This is a genomic window from Thalassotalea mangrovi (assembly GCF_005116735.1).
GTDB lineage: Bacteria > Pseudomonadota > Gammaproteobacteria > Enterobacterales > Alteromonadaceae > Thalassotalea_A > Thalassotalea_A mangrovi.
In genome coordinates, this window is sequence record NZ_SWDB01000010.1 from 1 (window position 1) to 22,661 (window position 22,661).

Genomic DNA, 22,661 nt, shown 5'->3' on the forward strand with positions numbered 1-22,661 from the left:
GTTTAGGATAACGGTAAAAGATACAATGAATGCAATAAAAACGCTTCAAAACCAGAGCGAAGGACTCGGCTATGAAGTGTTATAAATTTGTGGGGATCCTACAGGGTCAGAGTTGTTGATCTTGGATCAACAACTCTGACCCCTTGATTTTTAATGTTATAACCCGCAGGCGTAAGCCAGCACTTTGTCCTTAACCACACCTAAGCGCTGGGCGCCAAAGAGCCCTAAATTACGCAACAACTTGACCGGCCCCGTTGGTTGTTTAAAACCGCGGTAAATCAAATCCATGGTCGTCATCATCAACAAATTATCATTGCGGCGCTGCTTCTCATACTGAGTCAATACCTCGGGGCTGGCGTAATGCTTGCCCGAGCCAATCGCCATCGCGAACGTTTCCTGCAGGGCTTTGACATCCTTAAATCCAAGGTTCACCCCCTGCCCTGCTAACGGATTGATCGAATGAGCAGCATCACCAATCAGCAATACCCTTCCTTTTACGTATTGATTGGCATGGCGACGCGCCAATGGAAAAGAAGCTTTATCCAGAACCTCAATCCCACCCAGGCGTTTGGGGAAGTGCTTGATGATGCGTTGTTGTAACTGTTCATTTGGCAACTTCACCAATTCATTAATCACGCCGGGTTTATCGTACCAGACCAGGGACGCATGATTCCCCTGTAATGGCAGGAAAGCAGCAGGGGCACCATTAATAAAATGTTGCCAGGTAATATCCTGTTGCCCTTGTTCAGTGATGACATTGACTAACATCGCCGATTGTTGATAATCCCAACCGGTAACACCGATTTGCGCAAGTTCCCGTACTTTTGAATTGCCGCCATCGGCACCAATGAGCAACTCACATTGAATTTGACCAGTGTCGAGAGTCACCAATACCCGATCAGAAAACGTCTCGATTGCCTTTAGCCGCGCCGGGGCAATCATTGAAATATTCTTTCGCGCCTGCATTTGTATCCAGGCAGAAGCCTGCAGTAAGTGGTTTTCCACCATATATCCCAGATGGGTCTGGTCTATCTGCCGGCAATTAAATTCTGCGTAACTTAATCCCAACTCCCATACCCCCAGGCGTCGATAGGGACAAGCCCGCCAATCCAATACCTGCTGCCAGATTTGCAGGCGTTGCAATAGCTGTTCGGAACCCAGAGAAATTGCCGATATTCTGAGGTTATACGGTTGTTCCGGATCGAATGACTGAGGATGTTCGAGTAACTCAGGGTTTGGCCGATGAGCATCAACGACCGCTATTTTTAATCCTAAATCGGCCAATGCCAAGGCCGCGGTAGCACCTACCATGCCGCCACCAACTATCAGACAATCAAACTTTTCCATTTCCCTGCATTAGCCCTTTGCTGTACTCATGAATATACCAATCCCATTAAATTATTGCTCACTCAGTGAGAATTTAAAGGCGTTTAGGCAAGGCTTTGATTGCAGAGAATGGTTACTCCATTGTCAAAATCAATAACGCAGGATAAACGCCTTTAAAACTCACCCGTAGGGAGTTTATCAGAGGCCCATTTACGGCCCTATATTTCATTAATATAGAATGACTATATCAATGAAATCTATGTTGTAAATGAACCTCTGCCCTAACTCTGAGTTGTGCACAAACTTAATGTGATTGGTATTAGCGGGTTCGGTGATTGCATTGTGCAGCAGTGGCAACATTGCAGACCTGACCCGAGCTTTCATTCTAATGGACAACGCCCCGGAGATGCCAGAGCAAAATGAAAATGATGTTTTTTATGTCCTAAAAACAAAGCGTTAATAAGCATGTTCGATAAAGTGCCAGAATTTCACGTTAAACGGAAAATACCACTAGGAATGTAACAAAACCTATAAAAATGCGGGATCTGACATAATTGCTTACAACCGCCTCGCAACCTTTTTTTAACATTTCCTATCTTAAATCGTGATGATGCAAAATTTATGAAGGAAACCATTATGAAAACCTTAGCTATCGCCCTGCTATCCACGTCTCTTGTATTGGCTCAGACTGCAAAGGCGGAACAGGCTCTGTCTGTCACCGAACAGGTTACCATGCCTATGCAAACCTATACCGTGACCTATCAGGGAAACGTCGATACCCTGGCACAAAAAACCATGCATGCACTGCAGCACCTGGATTATCAGGCACAACTGGATATTTATCAGCAGGCTCACTATACGATTCAAAACATTGGCGAGCAAACCCGTCACTTTAATAACCAGTTGGCTCAAAACCAGAGCTGGCCGGCGACCGATAATGCGGCAGAATAAAATCTCTGTGCAAATTTGCCTGGCAACTAATGGGGCAGGAACTTTTAACAATTACCTTTGGGTTCCTGCCTGTTTCATGTAAAAACAAAGCCCCCTCGCCCCACAACTTTACAAATTAATAACAGCCAGACGGTGGCATGGTGAAACAAGAAAGAGTAAAATATGCTCCTTTTATTTACCAACCACCCAAGTCCGACAACTTTTCGCTGCTTAGCATCAGGTAACTCGGGCCGTTGCCTGACAAAGTCAGTTGCGACCCTTGAGGCGAATTATTCCCTGCAAGGCTTTATACTTTGGGTGGTACCGAATTTAGGCGAACGTGCATGACCAAAAAGCTGTTTATTAAAACCTGGGGCTGCCAGATGAACGAGTACGACTCGCAAAAAATGGCTGACCTGTTAGATTCCACTCACGGTTTTGTTGAAGCCAAAGAAGCGGAAGAAGCGGATGTATTGCTGTTAAACACCTGCTCCATTCGTGAAAAAGCTCAGGAAAAAGTGTTCCATCAACTTGGCCGTTGGAAGAATCTCAAGGCTGACAATCCCGATTTAATCATCGGTGTTGGTGGCTGTGTTGCTTCCCAGGAAGGTGACGCGATTCGTCAGCGAGCGCCGTTTGTCGATATCGTATTCGGCCCGCAAACCTTGCACCGCTTACCGGAAATGATTCAGCAGGTTACCGGTGAACACAACCCGGTTGTTGACGTTAGTTTTCCGGAAATAGAAAAATTTGACCGTTTGCCTGAACCAAAGGCTGAAGGCCCGACGGCATTCGTATCGATTATGGAAGGCTGTAGTAAGTACTGTACCTTCTGCGTGGTGCCATACACCCGCGGCGAAGAAGTATCCCGTCCTCTTGACGATGTACTTTATGAGATTGCCCAATTAGCAGAACAGGGTGTACGGGAAGTAAACTTACTCGGTCAGAACGTAAATGCATATCGTGGTGAAACCCACGACGGCAGTATCTGTCGCTTTTCCGATTTACTGCGTTTAGTCGCGACCATTGATGGCATTGACCGTATTCGCTACACGACCTCGCATCCGGTAGAGTTTACCGACGACATTATCGATGTTTATGCCGATGTTCCGGAACTGGTCAGTCACTTGCACCTGCCGGTACAAAGCGGCAGTGATCGTATTCTGAATATGATGAAACGTGGCCATACGGCGATTGAGTATAAGAGTAAAATTCGTCGCCTGCGCAAGGTTCGTCCGGATATCTGTATGTCATCTGACTTTATCATTGGCTACCCAGGCGAGACCGATGATGATTTCGAAGCGACCATGGACCTGATCAAAGCCGTTAATTTTGATATCAGTTTCAGCTTTATCTATAGCGCCCGTCCGGGAACTCCTGCGGCCGATGCTGTAGATGATGTTAGTGAAGCAACCAAGAAACAGCGTTTACAAATCTTACAGGACAGAATCAATACCCAGGCGTTATCGATTGCCCGTAAAATGTTAGGTACCGAGCAACGCATTCTGGTTGAAGGTCCATCGAAGAAAAACCCGATGGAATTGCGTGGTCGTACCGAGAACAACCGCATCGTTAACTTTGAAGCACCACACACGGTTATCGGCCAGTTTGTGGATGTGGAAATCACCGATGTTTACAGTAATTCATTACGCGGCAAGCTGATTCGCACAGAGGGTGAAATGGGTCTGCGAATTGCCCATTCACCGGCAGATATACTTGCCAACCAGCATCATGGTCAAACTATGTCGACGGATACTGACACAGACCGTTTAGGTGTTGAAACCTTTACGCCCTGATAATTAGAGGTCAGTTTTTGAAGGTGCGGTGATTGCACCATTCAAAACCTGCCCCCGAACTGATAAAGGAAAATGGTTTAATTACAATGAAAACCAGCTTAGATGTAACACTGGAACCCATGGACAACCATCGGATTGCAAACCTGTGCGGTCCACTAGATGAAAACCTGCGTAAAATTGAGCGTCTGCTAGGCGTTGAGATTGGCTACCGTGGCAATGCGTTCAAGATTCATGGCAATGAAACTCACAGCAATGCCGTCGCTAAGCTACTCAAAGATCTGTATATCGAAACCGCAGAAGTTAAGGGTAAAGCGGGTAATATCACCCCGGAAATGTTGCACCTTGCAATTCATGAAGCCAATGTGCTGGAGCAAGGCAGCGATCACCAGGCGGATTACGATAAGATGGTAACCATCAAGACCAAACGGGGCTTGATAAAACCACGTAACGAAAACCAGAAAACTTACGTTCAGAATGTACTGACTAATGACATCAGTTTCGGTGTCGGTGTTGCCGGTACTGGTAAAACCTACCTGGCGGTGGCCTGTGCTGTCGATGCCCTGGAGCGCCAGGAAGTGCGTCGTATTCTGCTCACCCGCCCAGCGGTAGAAGCGGGCGAAAAGCTAGGCTTTTTACCGGGCGACCTGTCGCAAAAAGTCGACCCATACCTGCGTCCGCTTTATGATGCCTTATTTGAAATGCTTGGCTTTGAAAAAGTTGAAAAGCTCATTGAACGTAATGTCATTGAAGTCGCACCTCTCGCTTACATGCGTGGCCGTACGTTGAATGATGCCTTTATTATCCTCGATGAAAGCCAGAACACCACGGTTGAACAGATGAAAATGTTTCTGACCCGGATTGGCTTTAATTCCAAAGCGGTCATAACCGGCGATATTACCCAGGTAGATTTACCACGGGGGCAACGTTCTGGACTGCGTCATGCGATCGAAGTATTAGACAACATTAAGGGTGTCAGCTTTAATTTTTTCCAGTCTAAAGACGTCGTCCGCCATGCGGTAGTAGCAAGGATTGTCGAAGCCTATGAGCGCCATGATTCCAATCAACAAAGAAATGTCGCGCAGAAAAAAAGCGGCAACAGCGAAGCTGAGTAACCATTAGCCAAAGTTTTTATTAAATAACCGGAACTTTTTGCGCAAACAAGACTCTACTTGTTTGTCCTGGGTGCGAAGCCTGGCTGTATCTGAAGGCCTCGCTACCCTAGGCACGAACCCTGGATGCGCACCCTGTTCCCTACCGACTGACGATTATAGTGACGACAACAACCAATACTCTCGATTTACAAATTGCCTGTGATGACAACCAGGAATTGCCTTCCTTAGCCCAGCTACAACTGTGGATTGATACCGCGCTAAGCCAGTACTCAAAAGATGCTGAACTAACGGTTCGCATTGCCACTGATGAAGAGTCCCGGCAATTAAATCGCGAATACCGAGGCAAAGACAAACCCACCAATGTGCTGTCATTTCCATTTGAGGTGCCAGAGGGGGTCGACATTAACCTGCTTGGTGATTTAGTGGTCTGTGCCGAAGTCGTTCGTCAGGAAGCGTTGACACAGAATAAAGCATTAATGGACCATTGGGCCCATATGATAATCCACGGATGCTTGCATTTACTGGGTTATGATCATATAAGAGAAGATGATGCTGAAGAAATGGAAGCTTTAGAGGTTAAGCTGCTGGCATCATTAAATATTGCTAACCCCTACATAACCGACTAGACGATCAAATCGGCCAGTCATTATTTTAAATAACTAAGGTAAAAATTTGCTCTATGAGCGACGACAACCCGCACTCTAGCAACGGCTCTTCGAAGTCCATAATGGAAAAAATCGTACAAGCGTTTACCGGAGAGCCGCAAAATAAAGAAGAATTGGTCGAAGTATTGCAAGATGCTCAAGACCGTGAGTTGATCAAACCCGCTACCAAGCAAATGCTCGAAGGTGTATTGGAAGTTGCCGATATGCGCGTTCGAGACATCATGATCCCCCGCTCCCATATGGTAACCGTTGATATTGAGCAGTCGGTGGAAGAATTTCTGCCTATCGTGCTGGAATCAGCGCACTCTCGGTTTCCGGTTATCAATGATGACATTGACCATATCGAAGGTGTATTACTGGCCAAAGATTTGCTGGCCTATGGATTTACCAAAGACGCGAGCAACTTCTCATTAAAAGACATTATTCGCCCTGCCATCATCATCCCGGAAAGCAAACGGGTTGAGCCGCTATTAAAAGAGTTTCGCCAGCAGCGTTATCATATGGCTGTGGTTGTTGATGAATACGGTGGCGTGTCAGGCCTGGTCACAATCGAAGACATTCTTGAGCTGATCGTCGGCGAAATCGAAGATGAGCATGATGATTTACTGGAACGGGAAATTCGTCGCCTCGCTGGCAATGTTTTCCACGTTAAAGCGCTGACTGATTTAGATGATTTTAACGAATACTTTAACTGTAACTTTGATGAAGAAGCTGCCGATACCATTGGTGGCACCGTCATGCACCGCTTTGGGCATATGCCGCTGCGCGGTGAAAGTATTAAAATTGAAGGATTTGAATTTAAAGTCGTTTCCGCCGACAAACGTCGCATACAACAACTACAGGTGACTGTACCTAAAGACCATGAAATCAATGGTCGTTTGGTGGATGAACGATAAGGGCGCTGGCAGCGCTCTTATCTTCAGAACAAAGAGAATCCGAGCCGCGCTGTAAATTGATGGAACAATACCTTGAGCCTGAGCCAATCTCCAACGTTTAAATTACTTACCAGTTTTATCGCCGGACTGCTTATGGTGCTCTCTTATGCACCATTTTCCTTATGGCCAGTTGCCTGGTTAGGCCTTATTGTTTTTATCCGACAACTAGATGATGCCGATAAAAAGCAGGCATGGTGGCGTGGCTTTAGCTTCGGCCTTGGCTGGTTTGCCGCCGGGATTTCCTGGGTACATGTCAGCATCGCTACCTTTGGTGGTATGCCGTTAATCGCCTCATTGTTTTTAATGTTATTGCTGTGTGCCTACCTGGCACTGTTTCCGGCGCTGGCGGCCTGGCTTACCGCCTGTTTTCAATGGCGACTTGCATCCAGCTACCTGTTGTTATTACCGCTGTTTTGGTTTCTCAGCGAATACCTCAGGGCACGTTTGCTTACCGGATTCCCCTGGCTATCACTCGGTTATAGCCAGATAGACTCGCCCTTGGTGGCATGGGTGCCTATCGTCGGCGAAACCCTATTGTCGTCATTATTACTGCTTGCCTGCGTTGCTCTTTACTACCTACTGTTCAGTCAAAAACGTCTGTTACCCGGGATTATTCTCAGCACATTGATTATTGGCACGGTGTTGAGCCACCTGCCAACCTGGGTCACGGATACAGGTAAACCCGTGCAGATCGCCATGGTTCAGGGCAATATTAAACAATCGTTGCGATGGGATAAAAACCGCGAAGATGTGATCATTCAACAATACGTTGACGATACGGCTACTTTATATCAAAACCATGACTTAATCATCTGGCCGGAAGCAGCCATTCCAAGACTCGAGCCATTATCACAACCTTATTTAAAGAACATTGATGCCCTGGCGCGCGAGCACCAAAGTGCATTAATTACCGGCATCATTAATTATGAAATGACCAGCCGAAGCTTTTTTAATACCTTGATTGTCCTTGGCAGTAAATCCGGCATCAGTCCAAAACCCGAGGATAAAAGCCGGGATTATTATTACGGCAACAATAACCGCTACAACAAGCATCATTTACTGCCTATCGGCGAGTTTGTGCCGTTTCAGTCGCTGATGCGTAAAATCGCGCCCTTGTTTGATTTACCTATGTCATCCTTTAGCCGTGGTGATTATGTGCAGGATAACCTGCGCGCGGGTGGCTTAAACCTTGCTCCGCTGATCTGTTTCGAAGTGGCATTTTCCCAACAAACGGCGGCGAATGTATCAACGGACACCGACCTGTTACTGACGGTGAGCAATGATGCCTGGTTTGGTGACTCGCATGGCCCGCATCAGCACCTGGATATTGCCCGCATGCGCGCTATTGAATTTGGTCGTCCGATGTTGCGTGCCACCAATAATGGCATTACCGCGGTAATTAACCACCAAGGCGAAATTGCCGCATCGGTGCCGCAGTTTGAGCAGGCTACATTAAGCACCGAAGTGCGCCTGACCTCAGGAGAAACGCCCTACAGCCAATGGGGATATTTAATCGAGCGCATCCTGGTTAGCCTGATCGCCATTTTCTTGGCCATTACCGCCATTCTCGCGAGGTGGCGCCGCAAACCTAATCAATAGAATCAAGAGGTCAGAGTTGTTGGTCTTAGATCAACAACTCTGACCCCTTGATTTTTCTTTGACGACTTATTTATCCGGTTGCAATACCCTGCCCGGCCTGACTGTTGAGAACGTTCCGTTTGCCAACACTAACTGCCCATTTACCAGAACATATTCAAAGCCGCTGGCTAACTGATGCGGTTCACTATAGCTCGCATTTGCCTTTACCTGCTGTGGTTCGAAGATCACCAGATCGGCAAAATTTCCCTCTTTGATAACGCCTCGCTGTTTGAGCGTTAAAATCTGCGCAGGTAATCCAGTCATTTTATGGATCGCCTGTTCCAACGTGAGCAGCTCACGCGAGCGCACGTAATGTTGCAGTACTTTGGCAAAGGTGCCATGGCCGCGAGGATGAAAACCGGTAGGACTGCCATCTGAGGCGATGGCAATGTTGTTATCAACAACAAGGCGACTTTGCAAATCATCGTCCATAACAAAATAGGCGGCAGATGCCCCCCGTGGACCAATATCATCGATTAAAACCTGCTCGAATGGTTTTCCCGCTTCGACTGCAACTTGTGCAAGCGTTTTCCCGGTATAGGGCGGCGTGCCAAACAGGGTTGCCTGAGGACCATTGCGAGCCATGACCTTATTGCGAATAAACGTTTCCAGCTCTGCCCTACGGTTGTTAACCGCGATTGCCAGTTGCGCATCCGTTTTAGCCCATTCCGGGAAAACAATACCGATATTGGTATAACTTGCCGTGTAAGGGTAAACATCAGCACTGATTTCAATACCATCGTCTCGCGCTGATTGCAGCCACGACAATATCTGTGCGCCCCGTTGCTGCCCTTTGCCATACACAGATTTCAGGTGCGAAACATGCACCCGGGCATACTGTCCTTGCTCAGCAAGCTCGCGAATGGATGTCTGCAGGGCACTATCATCCTCATTTCTCAGATGACTCATGATCAGCTTATCCTCTCTACCGACAATTTTTGCTAATGCCTGGATTTCCTGCGGCTTGGCATAGAGCGCCGGGCTATATTCGAGGCCGGTAGTCATACCGAATACATAGGGAAGGTTATCTGACAGCAGATTTTCCATTTCTTGTTGTTGTTTTGCGCTAATGACCTCGCCATTTACGCCAGCCAGGCGGCGCAAGGTGCCATGGCCAATAAACATGGCGATGTTTGGGGTAACCCCGTTTTTGTGAACCTTGGCAATCCATTTGGCCAGGTTGCGACTATCAGGACTGGAACCATCCTGCCCCAGGGAAATGGTCGTTACCCCCATGGCGGTAAAGTTATTAAAATCGCCATGACGCAATGGCGAGCCATGGGAATGCAAATCAATAAACCCGGGACTCAATACTTTGCCCATCGCATCGATATGGCGAGTCGCACTGCGTTTACTCGCGTTGTCCCTATCAATTTCAACGATTCTATCACCAGCTATGTAAACATTGCCGCGATAGGCGGGTGTGCCAGTGCCATCAATGATTCGCGCATGATTAATCACCAGATCCGCTGGTTCTTCTGGCGCTGCAGTTGCCAGCGCGTCACTACTGATCGCTGCTAGGAAAACAACCACAAACAGTGACATTAATTTTACCTGAAACCCTTTTTTAAACGAATTTAAAACCATAACTCCCTCTAACGTCCACTAACGCCAATGGTTGGTTATTGCGCCGGACTGCTCTTAAATTTTAATTAGCAAAAGGTGTAACACGATTAATAATACCAATCACGTTAAATTATTGCTCACTCAGTGAGAATTTAAAGGCGTTTAAACAAGGCTTTGATTGCAGAGAATGGTTACTCCATTGTCAAAATCAGTAACGCAGGATAAACGCCTATAAAACTCACCCGTAGGGAGTTTATCAGAGGCCCATTTACTGCCCTATATTTCATTAATATAGAATGACTATATCAATGAAATCTATGTTGTAAATGAACCTCTGCCCTAACTCTGAGTTGTGCACAAACTTAATGTGATTGGTATATGTGAACACCAGCACCAAGCGATAACAGTGCGCGCGAGCCCGGGCTACTGCACTCATCCAACACAACCGGACTCTCGGGCATAATCGGCATTTTCATTTTTTTAAGTTTTTTCAATTTTTTTACAACCTTTTTTCCACTTGCCTCATCTTAATAGCAATAACTGGAAGTTGTTCGGGGGAATAATGAAAATTGCAGATACCAGCAATCAGGATGTGGTAATCAAAAAAAAGTCGAAATTTAATCAATGGGCGGTCATCGCTGGCATCTGTCTAATCACACTCTCTCTCGCGGCCTGGCAAATCGTTCCCGCTGCCAGTAACTGGAGCCAGGCAGATATTTCCATTCCCCAGAAACGGGTCCGCATCGGTGAGATCACCGTCGGCGATTTTACCCGAGATGTGTCCGTACAAGGCCGGGTAGTTGCCGCGGTGAGTCCGACGATTTACGCGCCCGCCGAAGGAACCATTACTTTCAGTGTTGATGCTGGAACCAAAGTCAGTAAACAACAACTGCTTGCCAGTATCGATAGTCCCGAACTCACCGCTCGCTTTGAACAGGAAGCTGCCGGCCTGCTGGACCTGCAAACCGGCCTTGAGCGCCAGCGCATTCTTGCTAAGAAACAATTTCTGATTGATAAAAAAGCCGTGGATCTGGCTAAAGTTGCGTTAACGACAGCGGAACGGGAAAAGCGCCGGGCGGATCTTGGTTACGAGAAAAGTGCTATCAGCCAGATTGACTTTGAAAAAGCGCAGGATGATCTCGCCAATGCAAAATTACAGTATGAACATGCGGTAGATGATGCCAGGCTGGCCAAGGAAAGTGCCGAATTTGAAATTAAATCGTTAGAATTACAGATTAAACGCCAGACCAGCCTGGTTAACGAACTTCAACGTCAGGTTGATGCCCTGCAGGTACGGTCTCCGGTTAACGGCATTGTTGGTAACCTGAATGTCGAAAACAAAACCTACCTGGCAAAAAATCAGCCCATTCTGATGGTCGTCGACCTCACCCAATTTGAAGTGGAAGTAGCCATTCCCGAATCCTACGCCGATGATTTGGCCATAGGCATGGACGTCGATATCAAGTTTAACCGTAACCAGTATGCGGCCCAGCTGATCACCATTTCTCCGGAAATTATTGAGAACCAGGTAACCGGTCGGGTGCGCTTTAAAGAAAAAAGTCCTGCGGGCCTGCGGCAGAACCAACGTCTCAATTCCCGGATTCTGCTTGAACAACGCACTCAGGTCCTGCAAGTTCCACGCGGCCAGTTCCTGGACAGTTCCAATGGTAAATTTGCCTATGTACTCAATGGTGATATTGCCGAAAAGAAAGCCATATTAACCGGCGCACGCAGCCTCGGTTCGGTAGAAATTCTCGATGGCTTGCAAGCCGGTGACCGCATCATTATTTCCGGTACCGACCGATTTAAAAACGCCAACAAAGTGTTACTTACCCAGTAGCGCCGATGACACTAACCCTAATAGTTAAACATTACTGAAAGGAACCTTCTATGTTATCCATGACCAATATCTCCAAGGTGTTCCAGACCGATGAGATTCAAACCCATGCATTGCGGGACTTTAGCTTACAAGTCAATGAAGGTGACTTTGTCAGCGTTACTGGCCCGTCGGGTTCAGGAAAAACCACCTTCTTAAATATTGCCGGGTTGTTAGAAACTTTTACCAGTGGCAGTTTTTTGCTGGATGACATCAACGTTAGCGGATTAAACGACAAGCAACGGTCAAGGTTTCGCAATGAAAAGATTGGCTTTATTTTCCAGAGTTTCAATCTAATACCGGACCTTAACCTGTTTGACAACGTCGATGTGCCGTTGCGATACCTGGGCTTAAAAGGAAAAGAGCGTAAAGAACGCATTGAACATCATTTAGATATGGTTGGCCTGGCATCGCGAATGAAGCACCTGCCTAGCCAACTCTCCGGTGGTCAGCAACAACGGGTAGCGATTGCCCGGGCCCTGGCGACCCATCCTCGTTTTCTCCTGGCGGACGAACCGACCGGTAACCTCGACACCCATATGGCGCAATCCGTCATGTCATTGTTAGAAGATATCAATACCAAGGGCACCACCATCATTATGGTAACCCATGATAATGAACTGGCGAAACGGGCCAGTCGCAAAATCCAAATCAAGGACGGCCGGGTCAGTGAACTGGATAAAGTCATTGATCATGATATCGATGTCAGCCCACAAGCCATTGCTTAAGCGATAAAGGATAAGTCGTATGTTTTTCTATTATTTAAGAATGGCAAAAATCAGTATGGTCAAGCACTGGGGGCTGAGCCTGTTGATGATCCTTGCCATCGGCCTTGGCATCGGTGCCGCCATGACGACGATTACCGTCAACTACATGATGTCAGCCAATCCCATTCCCCACAAAAGCAATCAGCTGTTTAATGTGCAACTAGACAGCTGGGATGTCAATGAGCCGTATTTTGATGATGGTCGTCCACCAGCGCAGCTGACCTATCGGGACGCGATGGCGTTAATGGATGCCCGAAAAGCGATGCGCCAAACCGTGCAGTCCCAGGCCAATGCGGTGATTGAACCTGAGGGTGATGACAGCATCCCATTTCAGGTCAGTGCCCGCGCCAATAGCGCCGACTTTTTTACCATGTTTGACGTACCATTTATTTACGGTGGCCCATGGACTCGCCAGGCGGATGAAAGCAAAGAGCAGGTGGTCGTGATCAACAGTGAAATCAACCAACGGGTATTTGGCGGTGAAAATTCCGTCGGCCAAACCCTTAAAATCGCCGGTTTTTATTACAAAGTCGTCGGTGTTATTGATTACTGGAATCCATTACCACGCTTTTACGATATCAGCACCGGCGCATTTAACGAAACGGAAGAAATTTTCGTTCCATTTAGCATGATTGCCGAAGAAAAGATTAACCGAAGTGGCAATACCAATTGCTGGAAACCGAGCGGTGATGGCTTTGAGGCGTTTCTCAATTCTGAATGTGTATGGACCCAGTTTTGGGTCGAATTGCCCGACAACCAGGCCTGGCAGGAATATAACGATTTTCTTACTGCGTACGTGCAACAACAAAAAGCCATTGGCCGGTTTGAACGACCTCTGAACAATCGCCTGCTAAACGTGATGCAATGGCTTGAATCGATGGAAGTGGTCGAGGACGACGCGGTTATGATGATGGCGATGTCATTGATGTTTTTGCTCGTCTGCTTGCTCAATACGGTTGGCTTATTGCTGGCTAAATTTCTCGGAAAATCCGGGGAAATCGGCATTCGCCAGGCGCTTGGTGCCAGCCGCCGCGACCTATTCTATCAATACCTGGTTGAATCCGGATGTATCGGCGTAGCCGGTGGGCTGCTCGGTTTACTGTTTGCGTACCTTGGCCTACAGGGCATTGACAGCTTGTACGGAGAAATGACCCGGGGCTTAACCGAACTGGATGCCACCCTGGTGCTATCCGCGATTGCTCTTGCCATCCTTTCGAGTCTCGCCGCGGGCTTGTACCCGACCTGGCAGGCATCGAAAGTGCAGCCGTCACAACAATTAAAATCTCAGTAAGGAGCCTGATAATGAACGAAATAGCTTTGATTTTTCGAGCCTTACTGCGCAACAAGGTTGGTGCAATTCTAATAAGCCTGCAGATTGCCCTTACCTTAACCATTATGGTGAATGCCGTATTCATGATGCAGGAACGACATGCGCAAATGCAGCGCCCCAGCGGTCTTGATGAAGCTAACCTGTTTTATTTAAGTAACACTATCTTCGCTACCGATTATAACCAGGAAGTAGCGCTGCGCGATGATCTGGAATTGCTGCGCAACACCCCAGGCGTTGTCGATGCCATTCAGATTAATGCGATCCCATTAAGCGGTGGCGGCTGGTCAATGGGCCTGCAAACTGAACCCGGTGAAAACCAATCTTCGGCGGGTGTCGCCGTTTATATGGTTGATGATCATGCGATACATACCTTAGGCCTGGAGTTATTGAGCGGTGAAAATTTTGCCGAGACCGATATTCAATGGCGGGAATCCGGGACCACCCGCTGGCCGGCTAAAACCATCGTTACCCAGGCAATGGCAAAAGAACTGTATCCTGATGACTGGCAATCGGCGCTGGGCAAAACCGTGTATATTTCACAGACCCAGCCGATTCAGATTATCGGCATCGTCAGAGCGCTGCAGGCACCATGGAATGGTTGGAATGGTGTGGAGCGCTCGATGCTAGTGCCATACCAAATGGAAACCAGCAATAGCCGTTATATGATTCGTACCGAACCCGGGCGCCGTGATGAACTTATGCCAATCATTGAAAAAGCCTTGGCACAAAGCAATAAAGGTCGAATCATCCGCGGCCTGCGGACCATGGAAGAAACCCGTGAGCGCAGTTATCGTGGCCACAATGCGGTAAATAAGATCCTGACCACTGTGGTCTTTACCTTAACGCTTATCACCGGGTTTGGGATTGTCGGCCTGGCCATGTTCAGTATCAACCGGCGCACCAAACAAATCGGTACCCGTCGTGCCCTGGGAGCATCGCGTTCACAGATCATGGGGTATTTTCTGATAGAAAACCTGATGATAACGACCTTAGGCGTAGTCATTGGCAGCGCCGGCGCCATTGGCCTGAATATCTGGTTAGTCAATACCTTTACCCTGTCACCCATTAATCCGGTGCTGGTGGTGATTGGCATTGCCTGTATCTATCTGGTTGGTTTACTCGCTGTCCTTTACCCGGCTCGAAAAGCCGCAAATATCTCTCCGGCGATCGCCACCCGAACCGCCTGATACCCTTAGGGGTCAGAGTCGTTGCTTTTCAACAACTCTGGCCCCGTGATAATTTTGCCCCAACAGCCCCCTAGCCCAGCGCAATTTTCATTGCTAAGATAACATCACGTTAACAAAGATAATAATTATTATGACTTTCTCATTTCGACCAGCACTGATTGTTGCAACCGTTGCCAGCATGTTCTCCGTTCCTGCCCTGGCGGACACCACTATCATCAATAACGTGAAGGGTTATACCTTTACCGATGGTGAGCTAATGACCTTCAAAGCGTTGCAGTTTACCGACGATAAAATTGATCGCATTTATAAGCTAACCGAAAACATTGAAGCCGCTGACGATACTAAAATTATCGACGGTAAAGGTCAGGTAATGTTACCTGGCCTGATTGATGCCCACGGCCATGTACTCAATTATGGCCTGAGCCTGATGCGAGTAGATTTAATGGGATCAGAGTCAGAACAGGACAGCGTGCAACGGGTGATCAAATTTGCCAAGAAAAATCCCAATACGGCCTGGATTCAAGGTCGTGGCTGGAATCAGGTGCAATGGCCAAGCAATGAATTTCCGACGGCGGCCAGCCTCGACCAAGCCTTTCCTGATACCCCCGTAGTGCTCTCCCGGGTAGATGGCCATGCACTTTGGGTAAACAGCAAAGCAATGGAACTTGCCGGCATCAAGGCTTCAACCAAAGAAGTGGATGGCGGACAGATTATTCGCGACAACAACAATCAACCAACTGGTGTCTTTGTCGATAATGCCATGGCGTTAATCTTTGATCATATTCCAGCGTTGACCCTGGATGAAATGGAACGCGCTTTAGACAAAAGCATGCGCTCGCTGGCGTCACTGGGCTTAACCTCTGTCCATGATGCCGGCATTTCCAGTCAAAATATTGAAGCCTATCAAAACCTCGCTAAAAAACAGGCAATGCCAATTCGTATCAACGCCATGGTCGATGTCATGGATCCAAACTGGCAGCAGACCCTGGCGAGCGGGGTGCTGTTAAACGATGATAAAATGTTGCAAATCAATAGTGTTAAGATTTCTGCAGATGGCGCACTCGGTAGTCGCGGTGCTGCGCTAATCGAGGGCTATTCGGATATGCCGCACCATAGAGGCTTGTTATTACACGATGATAAGGTCCTGGGACAAATCATTAACCATGCCATGCAAGCCGGGTTTCAGGTAAATACCCACGCCATTGGCGATAATGCCAATAAAATCGTCCTGGATCATTACCAGGCGGCGATAAAACAAACCAATAGCGTTGCATTGCGTCACCGGGTAGAACACGCCCAGGTGTTACAAATAAGTGATATTGATCGCTTCGCCGAGCTCAAGGTGATCGCCTCGATGCAGGCAACTCATGCGACATCCGATAAAAATATGGCCGAAGACCGCTTAGGTTCAGAGCGAATCAAAGGCGCATATGCCTGGAAATCGCTGTTGGACAAAGGTGTAGTCATCGCCGCAGGCTCCGACTTTCCAGTAGAGTCACCCAATCCGTTTTTTGGTTTACATGCTTCCCTGACTCGCCAGGATCAGAAAAATCTACCGAAAGGTGGTTGGTATCCGGAGCAGTCAATGACCATGTCCCAGGCATTTAAAAGCTTTACGCTTGACGCTGCCTATGCCGGGCACCAGGAAACCTATCTGGGCTCGTTAGAACCTGAAAAACAGGCAGATTTTATTCTCGTCGATCAGGATATTTTTGCGATTGCAAAGAAAAACATCTGGAAAACTAAAGTGAACCAGACCTGGGTGGCAGGTAAAAAAGTCGAATTTTAACTTCTAGCGATACCTGAAAAACGTTAACATGGATAAAACAAAGGTCAAATAAGGAATTGCCCCGATATATGAAATACGTATTTTTAGCCTTAGGCTTAGTAGCCTCGTTCGCGGTTAATGCTAACTCTGACTTCTCAACCGATACTGGCCAGGTGGTTACCGCCGGCGGAAAGCCCATTACGCTACTCGGTGAACCGGTTAATGTGGGTGACGATGCGCCACAATTTACTGTCGTCAACGAACGATTCGAGAAAGTCTCTTTAAGCGACTTTGCCGAAAAGACGGTGATGATTTCTGTCGTACCGAGCCTGGATACCGGGGTTTGTTCCACCCAGACCAAACGTTTTAATAATGAAGTCAGCAGCCTGCCAAGTGATGTTGTGCTGTTAACCATCTCTAACGATTTACCGTTCGCACAAAAACGGTTTTGCAGCACTGAAAAGGTTGACAAGATCAAGGTGCTGTCGGACTCAGTCTGGCGTGATTTTGGAAACAAATATGGTCTGTTAATCAAAGACATGGGACTGCTTACCCGCGCTATCATTATCATCGATAAAGATGGCAAAGTAGTCTACAAAGAACTGGTTAAAGATATTTCCAACGAGCCAGACTACGATACTGCGTTGATGATGGTTAGGTAATATGTTGTCTGGCAACATATTACCTTAAGCACGCGAAACATAGTTTCGCTCCGAGTACGGGCAAACAACGCCCTCCGAGCACGTAAAATTGAAAATTTCACTCCGGGTACGTAACTCAACGAGTTACTCCGAGTGAAAGTGCTCTTTACCCGAAACAATCTCCAATTTTAAGCACGCGAAACATAGTTTCGCTCCGAGCACGTGAAATTAATCAAGTACGCGAAACATAGTTTCGCTCCGAGCACGTGAAATTAATCAAGTACGCGAAACATAGTTTCGCTTCGAGCACGGACGAAAAGCGTCCTCCGAGCACGTGAAATTGAAAATTTCACTCCGGGTACGTAACTCAATGAGTTACTTCGAGTAAAAGCACTCGTTACCCGGAGTCGCGTATTTTGCCACGTACTCGAAACAATCGTCGATTGTGTACCCGGAGCGGCGTTTTTTTTTCCGCGTACCCTTCACTCTACTGGCCAAACCGTTTTGCCGTTTTCAAATAGGCGAGTTCCTGTTGCGAAGACTTTCGATTTAATACCCGATTACGGTGTGGAAAACGGCCAAATCGCTCAATAATATCCGCATGCTCACGGGCGAAACCCTGGGCGTTTTGAATAAACTGGATATGTGGTTCCAGAAAGTACTCATCCTCCAGTTCATTAAATTTGCTCAGACACAGGTCTTGCATCGACAAAGATTCGCTGTGCTCAAGTGGATGATAGTAAAAGCACCTCTCAATCAGGCAAAGTCTCTGATCATGCCCCCGGTCAATACCATCGAGACAATATTGCAAGGCGAGCGCATCGTTGGCAAACGCGGCTGCGGTTTCCCGATAAATATTGCGCGGCATCTGGTCAAGCAGGATAATCAACGCCAGAGAGCCTCGTGGACTATGTTGCCAGTCTTTAAATTGACCTGTTGCCGCCGACTCAACCAAGGAGCCAAATTGAGCAGCGATTTGTAGGTCTTGCTCGACACTGGCCGCGTACCAAAGGTTTTGTTTGGCTTTATCTGCGAGCTCTTGTGAAATATCGCCAAACCAAAACTGCAGGACTTGTTCGATGAGATGACGGATGAGGTTCTCCTAATTAAAGTACGCGAAACATTGTTTCGCTCCGAGTACGGGCGAACAACGCCCTCCGAGCACGTAAAATTAAAAATTTTACTCCGGGCACGCAACTCACAGAGTTGCTCCGAGTGAAAGTGCTCGTTACCCGGAGCGGCTTTTTTTGCCGCGTACCCGCAACAATCTTCGATTGTGTCCCTTAAAAAATTAAAAATTTTTTTATTTCATCCCTTGAAACGATTTTTCCCTGCCCCATATCAATAACTGTAGTCGCCATAATGGGTCTACAAACGACATAACCGCCGTTTCTTTAAGAAAGGCACTTAATTTTTAACATATTGCTATAAATAGGATATGACTATGCGTACTATTACTGATTTTTCTCCACTTTATCGTTCATTCATCGGTGCAGAGCACTTAGCTTCTTTAATGGATAAAGCCTCTCGAGCAGAGAAACAACCGGCTTATCCTCCTTACAACATTGAATCAATCGCCGATGATAAATATCGCATTTCTATGGCTGTCGCCGGGTTTGTCGAATCGGAGCTGGATATTGAATCAAAAGACGGTTCATTAATCATCACCGGAACCAAGCAAACTGAAGAAGCGGATGCGAATCGAAAATTTTTATACCAGGGCATTGCCGAGCGCAACTTCGAGCGCAAGTTCCAACTGGCGGACCATGTGAAAGTTGTTTCCGCACATATGGAAAACGGCTTGTTGCATATCGATTTGGAGCGTGAAATTCCTGAAGCCCTGAAACCTCGCAAGATAGCCATTAACGGCAAAAGCTTGCTTGAAGGTAAAACCAACTAATCGCCAGATAATCTATCTCCCTTAAAATCTGTCGATAAAGGCCCCTCTCGGGGCCTTTTGTTTACAGGGATGTAAGTTGCCTATAAGGATATAGGTATATCGGCAGTGTCGGGAACATACTGACGATAGAATCACATGGATGATATGATGCATGGGTGCCAGGGATGTAAACATCCAGGTTTCAGGCCTCAGGTTTCAGGGTTCTGAACCGACTTCCACCTCCCACCTTCCTCTTCCATCTCCCACACCCTCTTCCACCTTCATTACTTTTCATTACGTTAAATTACAAAGTTATATTTGTACCTGATCACTAAACACTGCATACTGAGTTTCAATTAAGCCCCTGATACATGTTCGAGAATGAGTCCTAACAGGTTCATTTAATTAATTTTATTAACAACAAAAAGCGAATTCATTATGGCTTCATCTATTTGGGGCAAACTGGCTCTACTCTGCTTTGGCTACCTGATTACCGGTGGCTTAGTCTGGCTCCACGTTCACTCAAATCCGCAATTTTATGCAGATCTGGAATCCGCTCGTATCGTCGTTTTTTTGCTTTTACTGCCAATTTTAAGCAAATACCTGATCCAGTTATTTGCATTACCGCTGTACTCATTTCGACAAAGCCGAATCAATAAACAGGCTCGTACCGCTCCGGTCAAAGGCGTTTCGGTGTTAGTACCCGCCTACAACGAAGCAACCGGCATCATAGGTACTATCGAGTCCGTGGTTAATAATAATTATCCGGATTTAGAGATTATTGTTATTAATGATGGCTCAACCGATCAAACCGATGCGCTGATTCGCGCCTATCTGAATAAATTTTCCAGTCGCTATTTTGTCCGCGGCCAACACAAACCAACCATTAAGTATTTGCCGTTGCAAAATGGCGGCAAAGCCAGGGCCTTAAATAAAGGCCTGGCATTGGCCAGCAAAGATATCGTGATGACGATAGACGGTGACTGCCTGATGGCCGCGGATACGATAAAAAATACGGTCAAGCAATTTCAATGTGATAAGGTCGGTGCCGTTGCCGGTAACGTGGTTATCGGTAACAAACGTAAAATTATTGGTATCGTGCAACAACTGGAATACCTATGTGGATTTTTCCTGCGCCGAGCCGATTCGGTATTTAACTCGGTATTTATTATCGGTGGTGCGGCGGCAAGTTATCGCCGCGACGTATTAACCAAACTGGGTGGATTCGACACTGATATTATTACTGAAGATATTGAAATATCGTTACGTATTCTGTCTCTCGGTTACAAGACACGCTATGCGGCCGATGCCATCACATACACGGAAGCTCCATCGGATTACAAAGGTTGGTGCAATCAACGCCTGCGTTGGAAATTTGGTCGCTTCCAGACGTTATTAAGATACAAGGATATGTTTTTCAGTCGCCATAAAAAGCATCATAAGTACCTGACCTTTGTCACCCTGCCGATCGCCGTATACGGAGAGCTGATTTTATTACTGGAAGCATTTCTGATCGTCGCCTTCTTCGGTTACAGTGTCTTTAGCGGCAATTATGCGCCACTGATGTTGCTTATCGGCTTGATGACCACCATGACATACATCCAGTTACTTAGCGATCATAATCCCAAACACCACCTTAACCTCTGGTTGTTTGCACCAATGGCCTGGATCCTGTTTTATATCGTTGATGTTATCGAATTTCAGGCATTAGTCCGCAGCCTGAAGCGTCTGGCATTGGGCCATTCGTTGCAGTGGCAACGCTGGGTTCGCGAAGGGATAAACAACTAAGTTGCTAAGTGGTAATGCTGAGCGCATTACCACTGCTGCAGAGGGAGACTGCGTCGAGGGAGATAACCTGTTCTTTGTCAGGTTATCGGTTATGGCCAGGGATGGTTTGTATGCAGAAAATGCAGGGAGCTATTTTCTGTGACAGACTAACGTCGGTGACGACTCCGTCGTAAATGCAATCGGGTGCCCGAAGCTGGTTTAACCCGGAGTAACTCATTGAGTTACGTACCCGTAGCCAATGTTTTTTTTGGCGTACCCGGAATAAACCCTGCAGGTTTATGCACCCGAAACGCAGTGCTCCCAGAGCTAGGTATGAGGCCATTCGCCCTCCGAAACCTGATTGCTAGGCGTAATCTTTGATTACATGCTAGGAACGATTTTTAATCGTGTGCTCGAAGCTGGCTTGCCAGCGTGCTCGTTGCTCTAGGTTTAGACCATTCGCCCTCCGAAACCTGAAACCTGAGACCGGAAACCTAAATCGTGTTGTTTCGATTTACTTTTTGATCGAATTCCCGGTTTTCTCCGTAACATTAGTTGTGTCAAACCCATATCTTGAAGACTTTGATAAACTGATTCAGGTTTCGGAGGCCGCGATGCCCACCTACAAACGACTTGGTTACGCAGGATTGCTTCCCTTTCTCGCCGGAGTTTCCTTATACGCGCTTGATGTGCGCTTGTTTGACTTGTCCGGAGATACTCTGTTTATTGGCTACAGCGCCGTGATTTTGAGTTTCTTATCCGGAACCCTCTGGGCTAACAGCCTGAAAAATAACGGTGAAGCCTTTTACGATCGCGAACTGATTGTTTCGAACGTACTTTCCCTCATTGCCTTTCTAAGCCTGTTATTGCAATCCCCGCTAATCGCAATCACATTATTATTGATTTCCTACCTGTTAATTTTTCGCCATGAAGCCAGGCTTGAGAATTATGCGGAAATCTACCCCGATTATTTTTCGATGCGACGTAACTTAACCTGGATTGTCAGTCTGTTGCATGTTCTGCTGGCAGCGTTAATACTTGTACCACACCTTCTGCAACAAGGGGCCTAATATGAAACTAACCATTTATTTCGATGGTAAGTGCCCACTGTGCCTGCAGGAAATGCGAGCATTGCAACGCAAAAATGCTGAAAACCTGCTTTATTTTGTTGACATTAACCGGCTGGACTTTCAGGAGCTTTACCCTCAGATTAATGTCGAAAAAGCGAAAGCCATATTGCATGGCGAAGATGATAGCGGGAATATTTTGTTGGGGCTGGACGTAACCTATCGTGCCTGGTCATTGGTTGGCGAAAAATGGCGCGTCGCCCCTCTTCGGTGGCCATTGGTGGCAAAGGCAGCCGATAAAGCGTATCTGTTGTTCGCCAGAAACCGTTACACCATTTCTCGCTGGTTAACCGGACAGGAACGCCTCGACTGTCGTCAATGTACCGAGCTAAACAGCCGAGAGTAATGCCC

General features: G+C 47.1%; 19 protein-coding genes. 16 read left to right on the forward strand and 3 right to left on the reverse strand.

Going from position 1 to position 22,661, the window contains the following annotated elements; translation table 11 throughout:
* Positions 1-156: 156 nt before the first annotated feature.
* A complete protein-coding gene (locus E8M12_RS05145; protein WP_136735026.1) occupies positions 157-1,347 on the reverse strand; it encodes an FAD-dependent monooxygenase in 1,191 nt (396 codons plus the stop codon).
* Between the two features lie 615 nt (positions 1,348-1,962).
* Here E8M12_RS05145 and E8M12_RS05150 point away from each other — a divergent pair.
* The 6 genes from E8M12_RS05150 to lnt all read left to right on the forward strand — a co-directional run bounded on the left by E8M12_RS05150 (position 1,963) and on the right by lnt (position 8,363).
* Complete coding sequence (locus E8M12_RS05150; RefSeq protein WP_136735027.1) at positions 1,963-2,277, forward strand: hypothetical protein; 315 nt, start codon at positions 1,963-1,965, stop codon at positions 2,275-2,277.
* Between the two features lie 323 nt (positions 2,278-2,600).
* Entirely contained in the window at positions 2,601-4,052 is a 1,452-nt protein-coding gene (miaB, locus tag E8M12_RS05155) for a tRNA (N6-isopentenyl adenosine(37)-C2)-methylthiotransferase MiaB (RefSeq protein WP_136735028.1), read from the forward strand.
* Positions 4,053-4,138: 86 nt separating this feature from the next.
* Complete coding sequence (locus E8M12_RS05160; protein WP_136735029.1) at positions 4,139-5,164, forward strand: PhoH family protein; 1,026 nt, start codon at positions 4,139-4,141, stop codon at positions 5,162-5,164.
* Positions 5,165-5,322: 158 nt separating this feature from the next.
* Positions 5,323-5,790 carry an rRNA maturation RNase YbeY gene (gene ybeY, locus E8M12_RS05165; protein WP_136735030.1) on the forward strand — a complete coding sequence of 156 codons (468 nt, stop codon included), beginning with the start codon at positions 5,323-5,325 and terminating at the stop codon, positions 5,788-5,790.
* 53 nt (positions 5,791-5,843) lie between these two features.
* Positions 5,844-6,725, forward strand: a complete 882-nt coding sequence (locus E8M12_RS05170; protein WP_136735031.1) for a CorC family transporter — start codon at positions 5,844-5,846, stop codon at positions 6,723-6,725.
* 72 nt (positions 6,726-6,797) lie between these two features.
* Positions 6,798-8,363 carry an apolipoprotein N-acyltransferase gene (gene lnt / locus E8M12_RS05175; protein ID WP_246034021.1) on the forward strand — a complete coding sequence of 522 codons (1,566 nt, stop codon included), beginning with the start codon at positions 6,798-6,800 and terminating at the stop codon, positions 8,361-8,363.
* A gap of 66 nt (positions 8,364-8,429) precedes the next feature.
* Here the strand turns inward: lnt and E8M12_RS05180 are convergent, their stop codons facing one another.
* Positions 8,430-9,947, reverse strand: coding sequence for an N-acyl-D-amino-acid deacylase family protein (locus E8M12_RS05180; protein WP_136735032.1), 1,518 nt, complete (start codon positions 9,945-9,947; stop codon positions 8,430-8,432).
* A gap of 583 nt (positions 9,948-10,530) precedes the next feature.
* Between E8M12_RS05180 and E8M12_RS05185 the strand changes: the two genes are divergently transcribed.
* The 6 genes from E8M12_RS05185 (at position 10,531) to tpx (ending at position 17,558) form a co-directional block, all read left to right on the forward strand.
* On the forward strand, positions 10,531-11,808 hold the full coding sequence (locus tag E8M12_RS05185; RefSeq protein WP_136735033.1) for an efflux RND transporter periplasmic adaptor subunit: 1,278 nt from the start codon (positions 10,531-10,533) through the stop codon (positions 11,806-11,808).
* A 50-nt stretch (positions 11,809-11,858) separates the two neighbouring features.
* A complete protein-coding gene (locus E8M12_RS05190; RefSeq protein ID WP_136735034.1) occupies positions 11,859-12,572 on the forward strand; it encodes an ABC transporter ATP-binding protein in 714 nt (237 codons plus the stop codon).
* 19 nt (positions 12,573-12,591) lie between these two features.
* Complete coding sequence (locus E8M12_RS05195; RefSeq protein WP_136735035.1) at positions 12,592-13,902, forward strand: ABC transporter permease; 1,311 nt, start codon at positions 12,592-12,594, stop codon at positions 13,900-13,902.
* 11 nt (positions 13,903-13,913) lie between these two features.
* On the forward strand, positions 13,914-15,128 hold the full coding sequence (locus tag E8M12_RS05200) for an ABC transporter permease (RefSeq protein WP_136735036.1): 1,215 nt from the start codon (positions 13,914-13,916) through the stop codon (positions 15,126-15,128).
* 130 nt (positions 15,129-15,258) lie between these two features.
* On the forward strand, positions 15,259-16,917 hold the full coding sequence (locus E8M12_RS05205; RefSeq protein ID WP_136735037.1) for an amidohydrolase: 1,659 nt from the start codon (positions 15,259-15,261) through the stop codon (positions 16,915-16,917).
* 68 nt (positions 16,918-16,985) lie between these two features.
* Entirely contained in the window at positions 16,986-17,558 is a 573-nt protein-coding gene (tpx, locus tag E8M12_RS05210; RefSeq protein ID WP_136735038.1) for a thiol peroxidase, read from the forward strand.
* A gap of 466 nt (positions 17,559-18,024) precedes the next feature.
* On the opposite strand, the gene E8M12_RS05215 is transcribed toward tpx, so the two are convergent.
* Positions 18,025-18,630: a DUF924 family protein gene (locus tag E8M12_RS05215; RefSeq protein WP_136735039.1), complete on the reverse strand. Its 606-nt coding sequence runs from the start codon at positions 18,628-18,630 to the stop codon at positions 18,025-18,027.
* A gap of 351 nt (positions 18,631-18,981) precedes the next feature.
* Here E8M12_RS05215 and E8M12_RS05220 point away from each other — a divergent pair, with 351 nt between their 5' ends.
* From E8M12_RS05220 to E8M12_RS05235, 4 genes are all read left to right on the forward strand, one after another.
* Entirely contained in the window at positions 18,982-19,437 is a 456-nt protein-coding gene (locus E8M12_RS05220; protein ID WP_136735040.1) for an Hsp20 family protein, read from the forward strand.
* Between the two features lie 417 nt (positions 19,438-19,854).
* Positions 19,855-21,204, forward strand: a complete 1,350-nt coding sequence (locus E8M12_RS05225) for a glycosyltransferase family 2 protein (RefSeq protein ID WP_136735041.1) — start codon at positions 19,855-19,857, stop codon at positions 21,202-21,204.
* 536 nt (positions 21,205-21,740) lie between these two features.
* Positions 21,741-22,253 carry a DUF3429 domain-containing protein gene (locus E8M12_RS05230; RefSeq protein WP_136735042.1) on the forward strand — a complete coding sequence of 171 codons (513 nt, stop codon included), beginning with the start codon at positions 21,741-21,743 and terminating at the stop codon, positions 22,251-22,253.
* A 1-nt stretch (position 22,254) separates the two neighbouring features.
* Positions 22,255-22,656: a thiol-disulfide oxidoreductase DCC family protein gene (locus E8M12_RS05235; protein ID WP_136735043.1), complete on the forward strand. Its 402-nt coding sequence runs from the start codon at positions 22,255-22,257 to the stop codon at positions 22,654-22,656.
* The last annotated feature ends 5 nt before the right edge of the window (positions 22,657-22,661 follow it).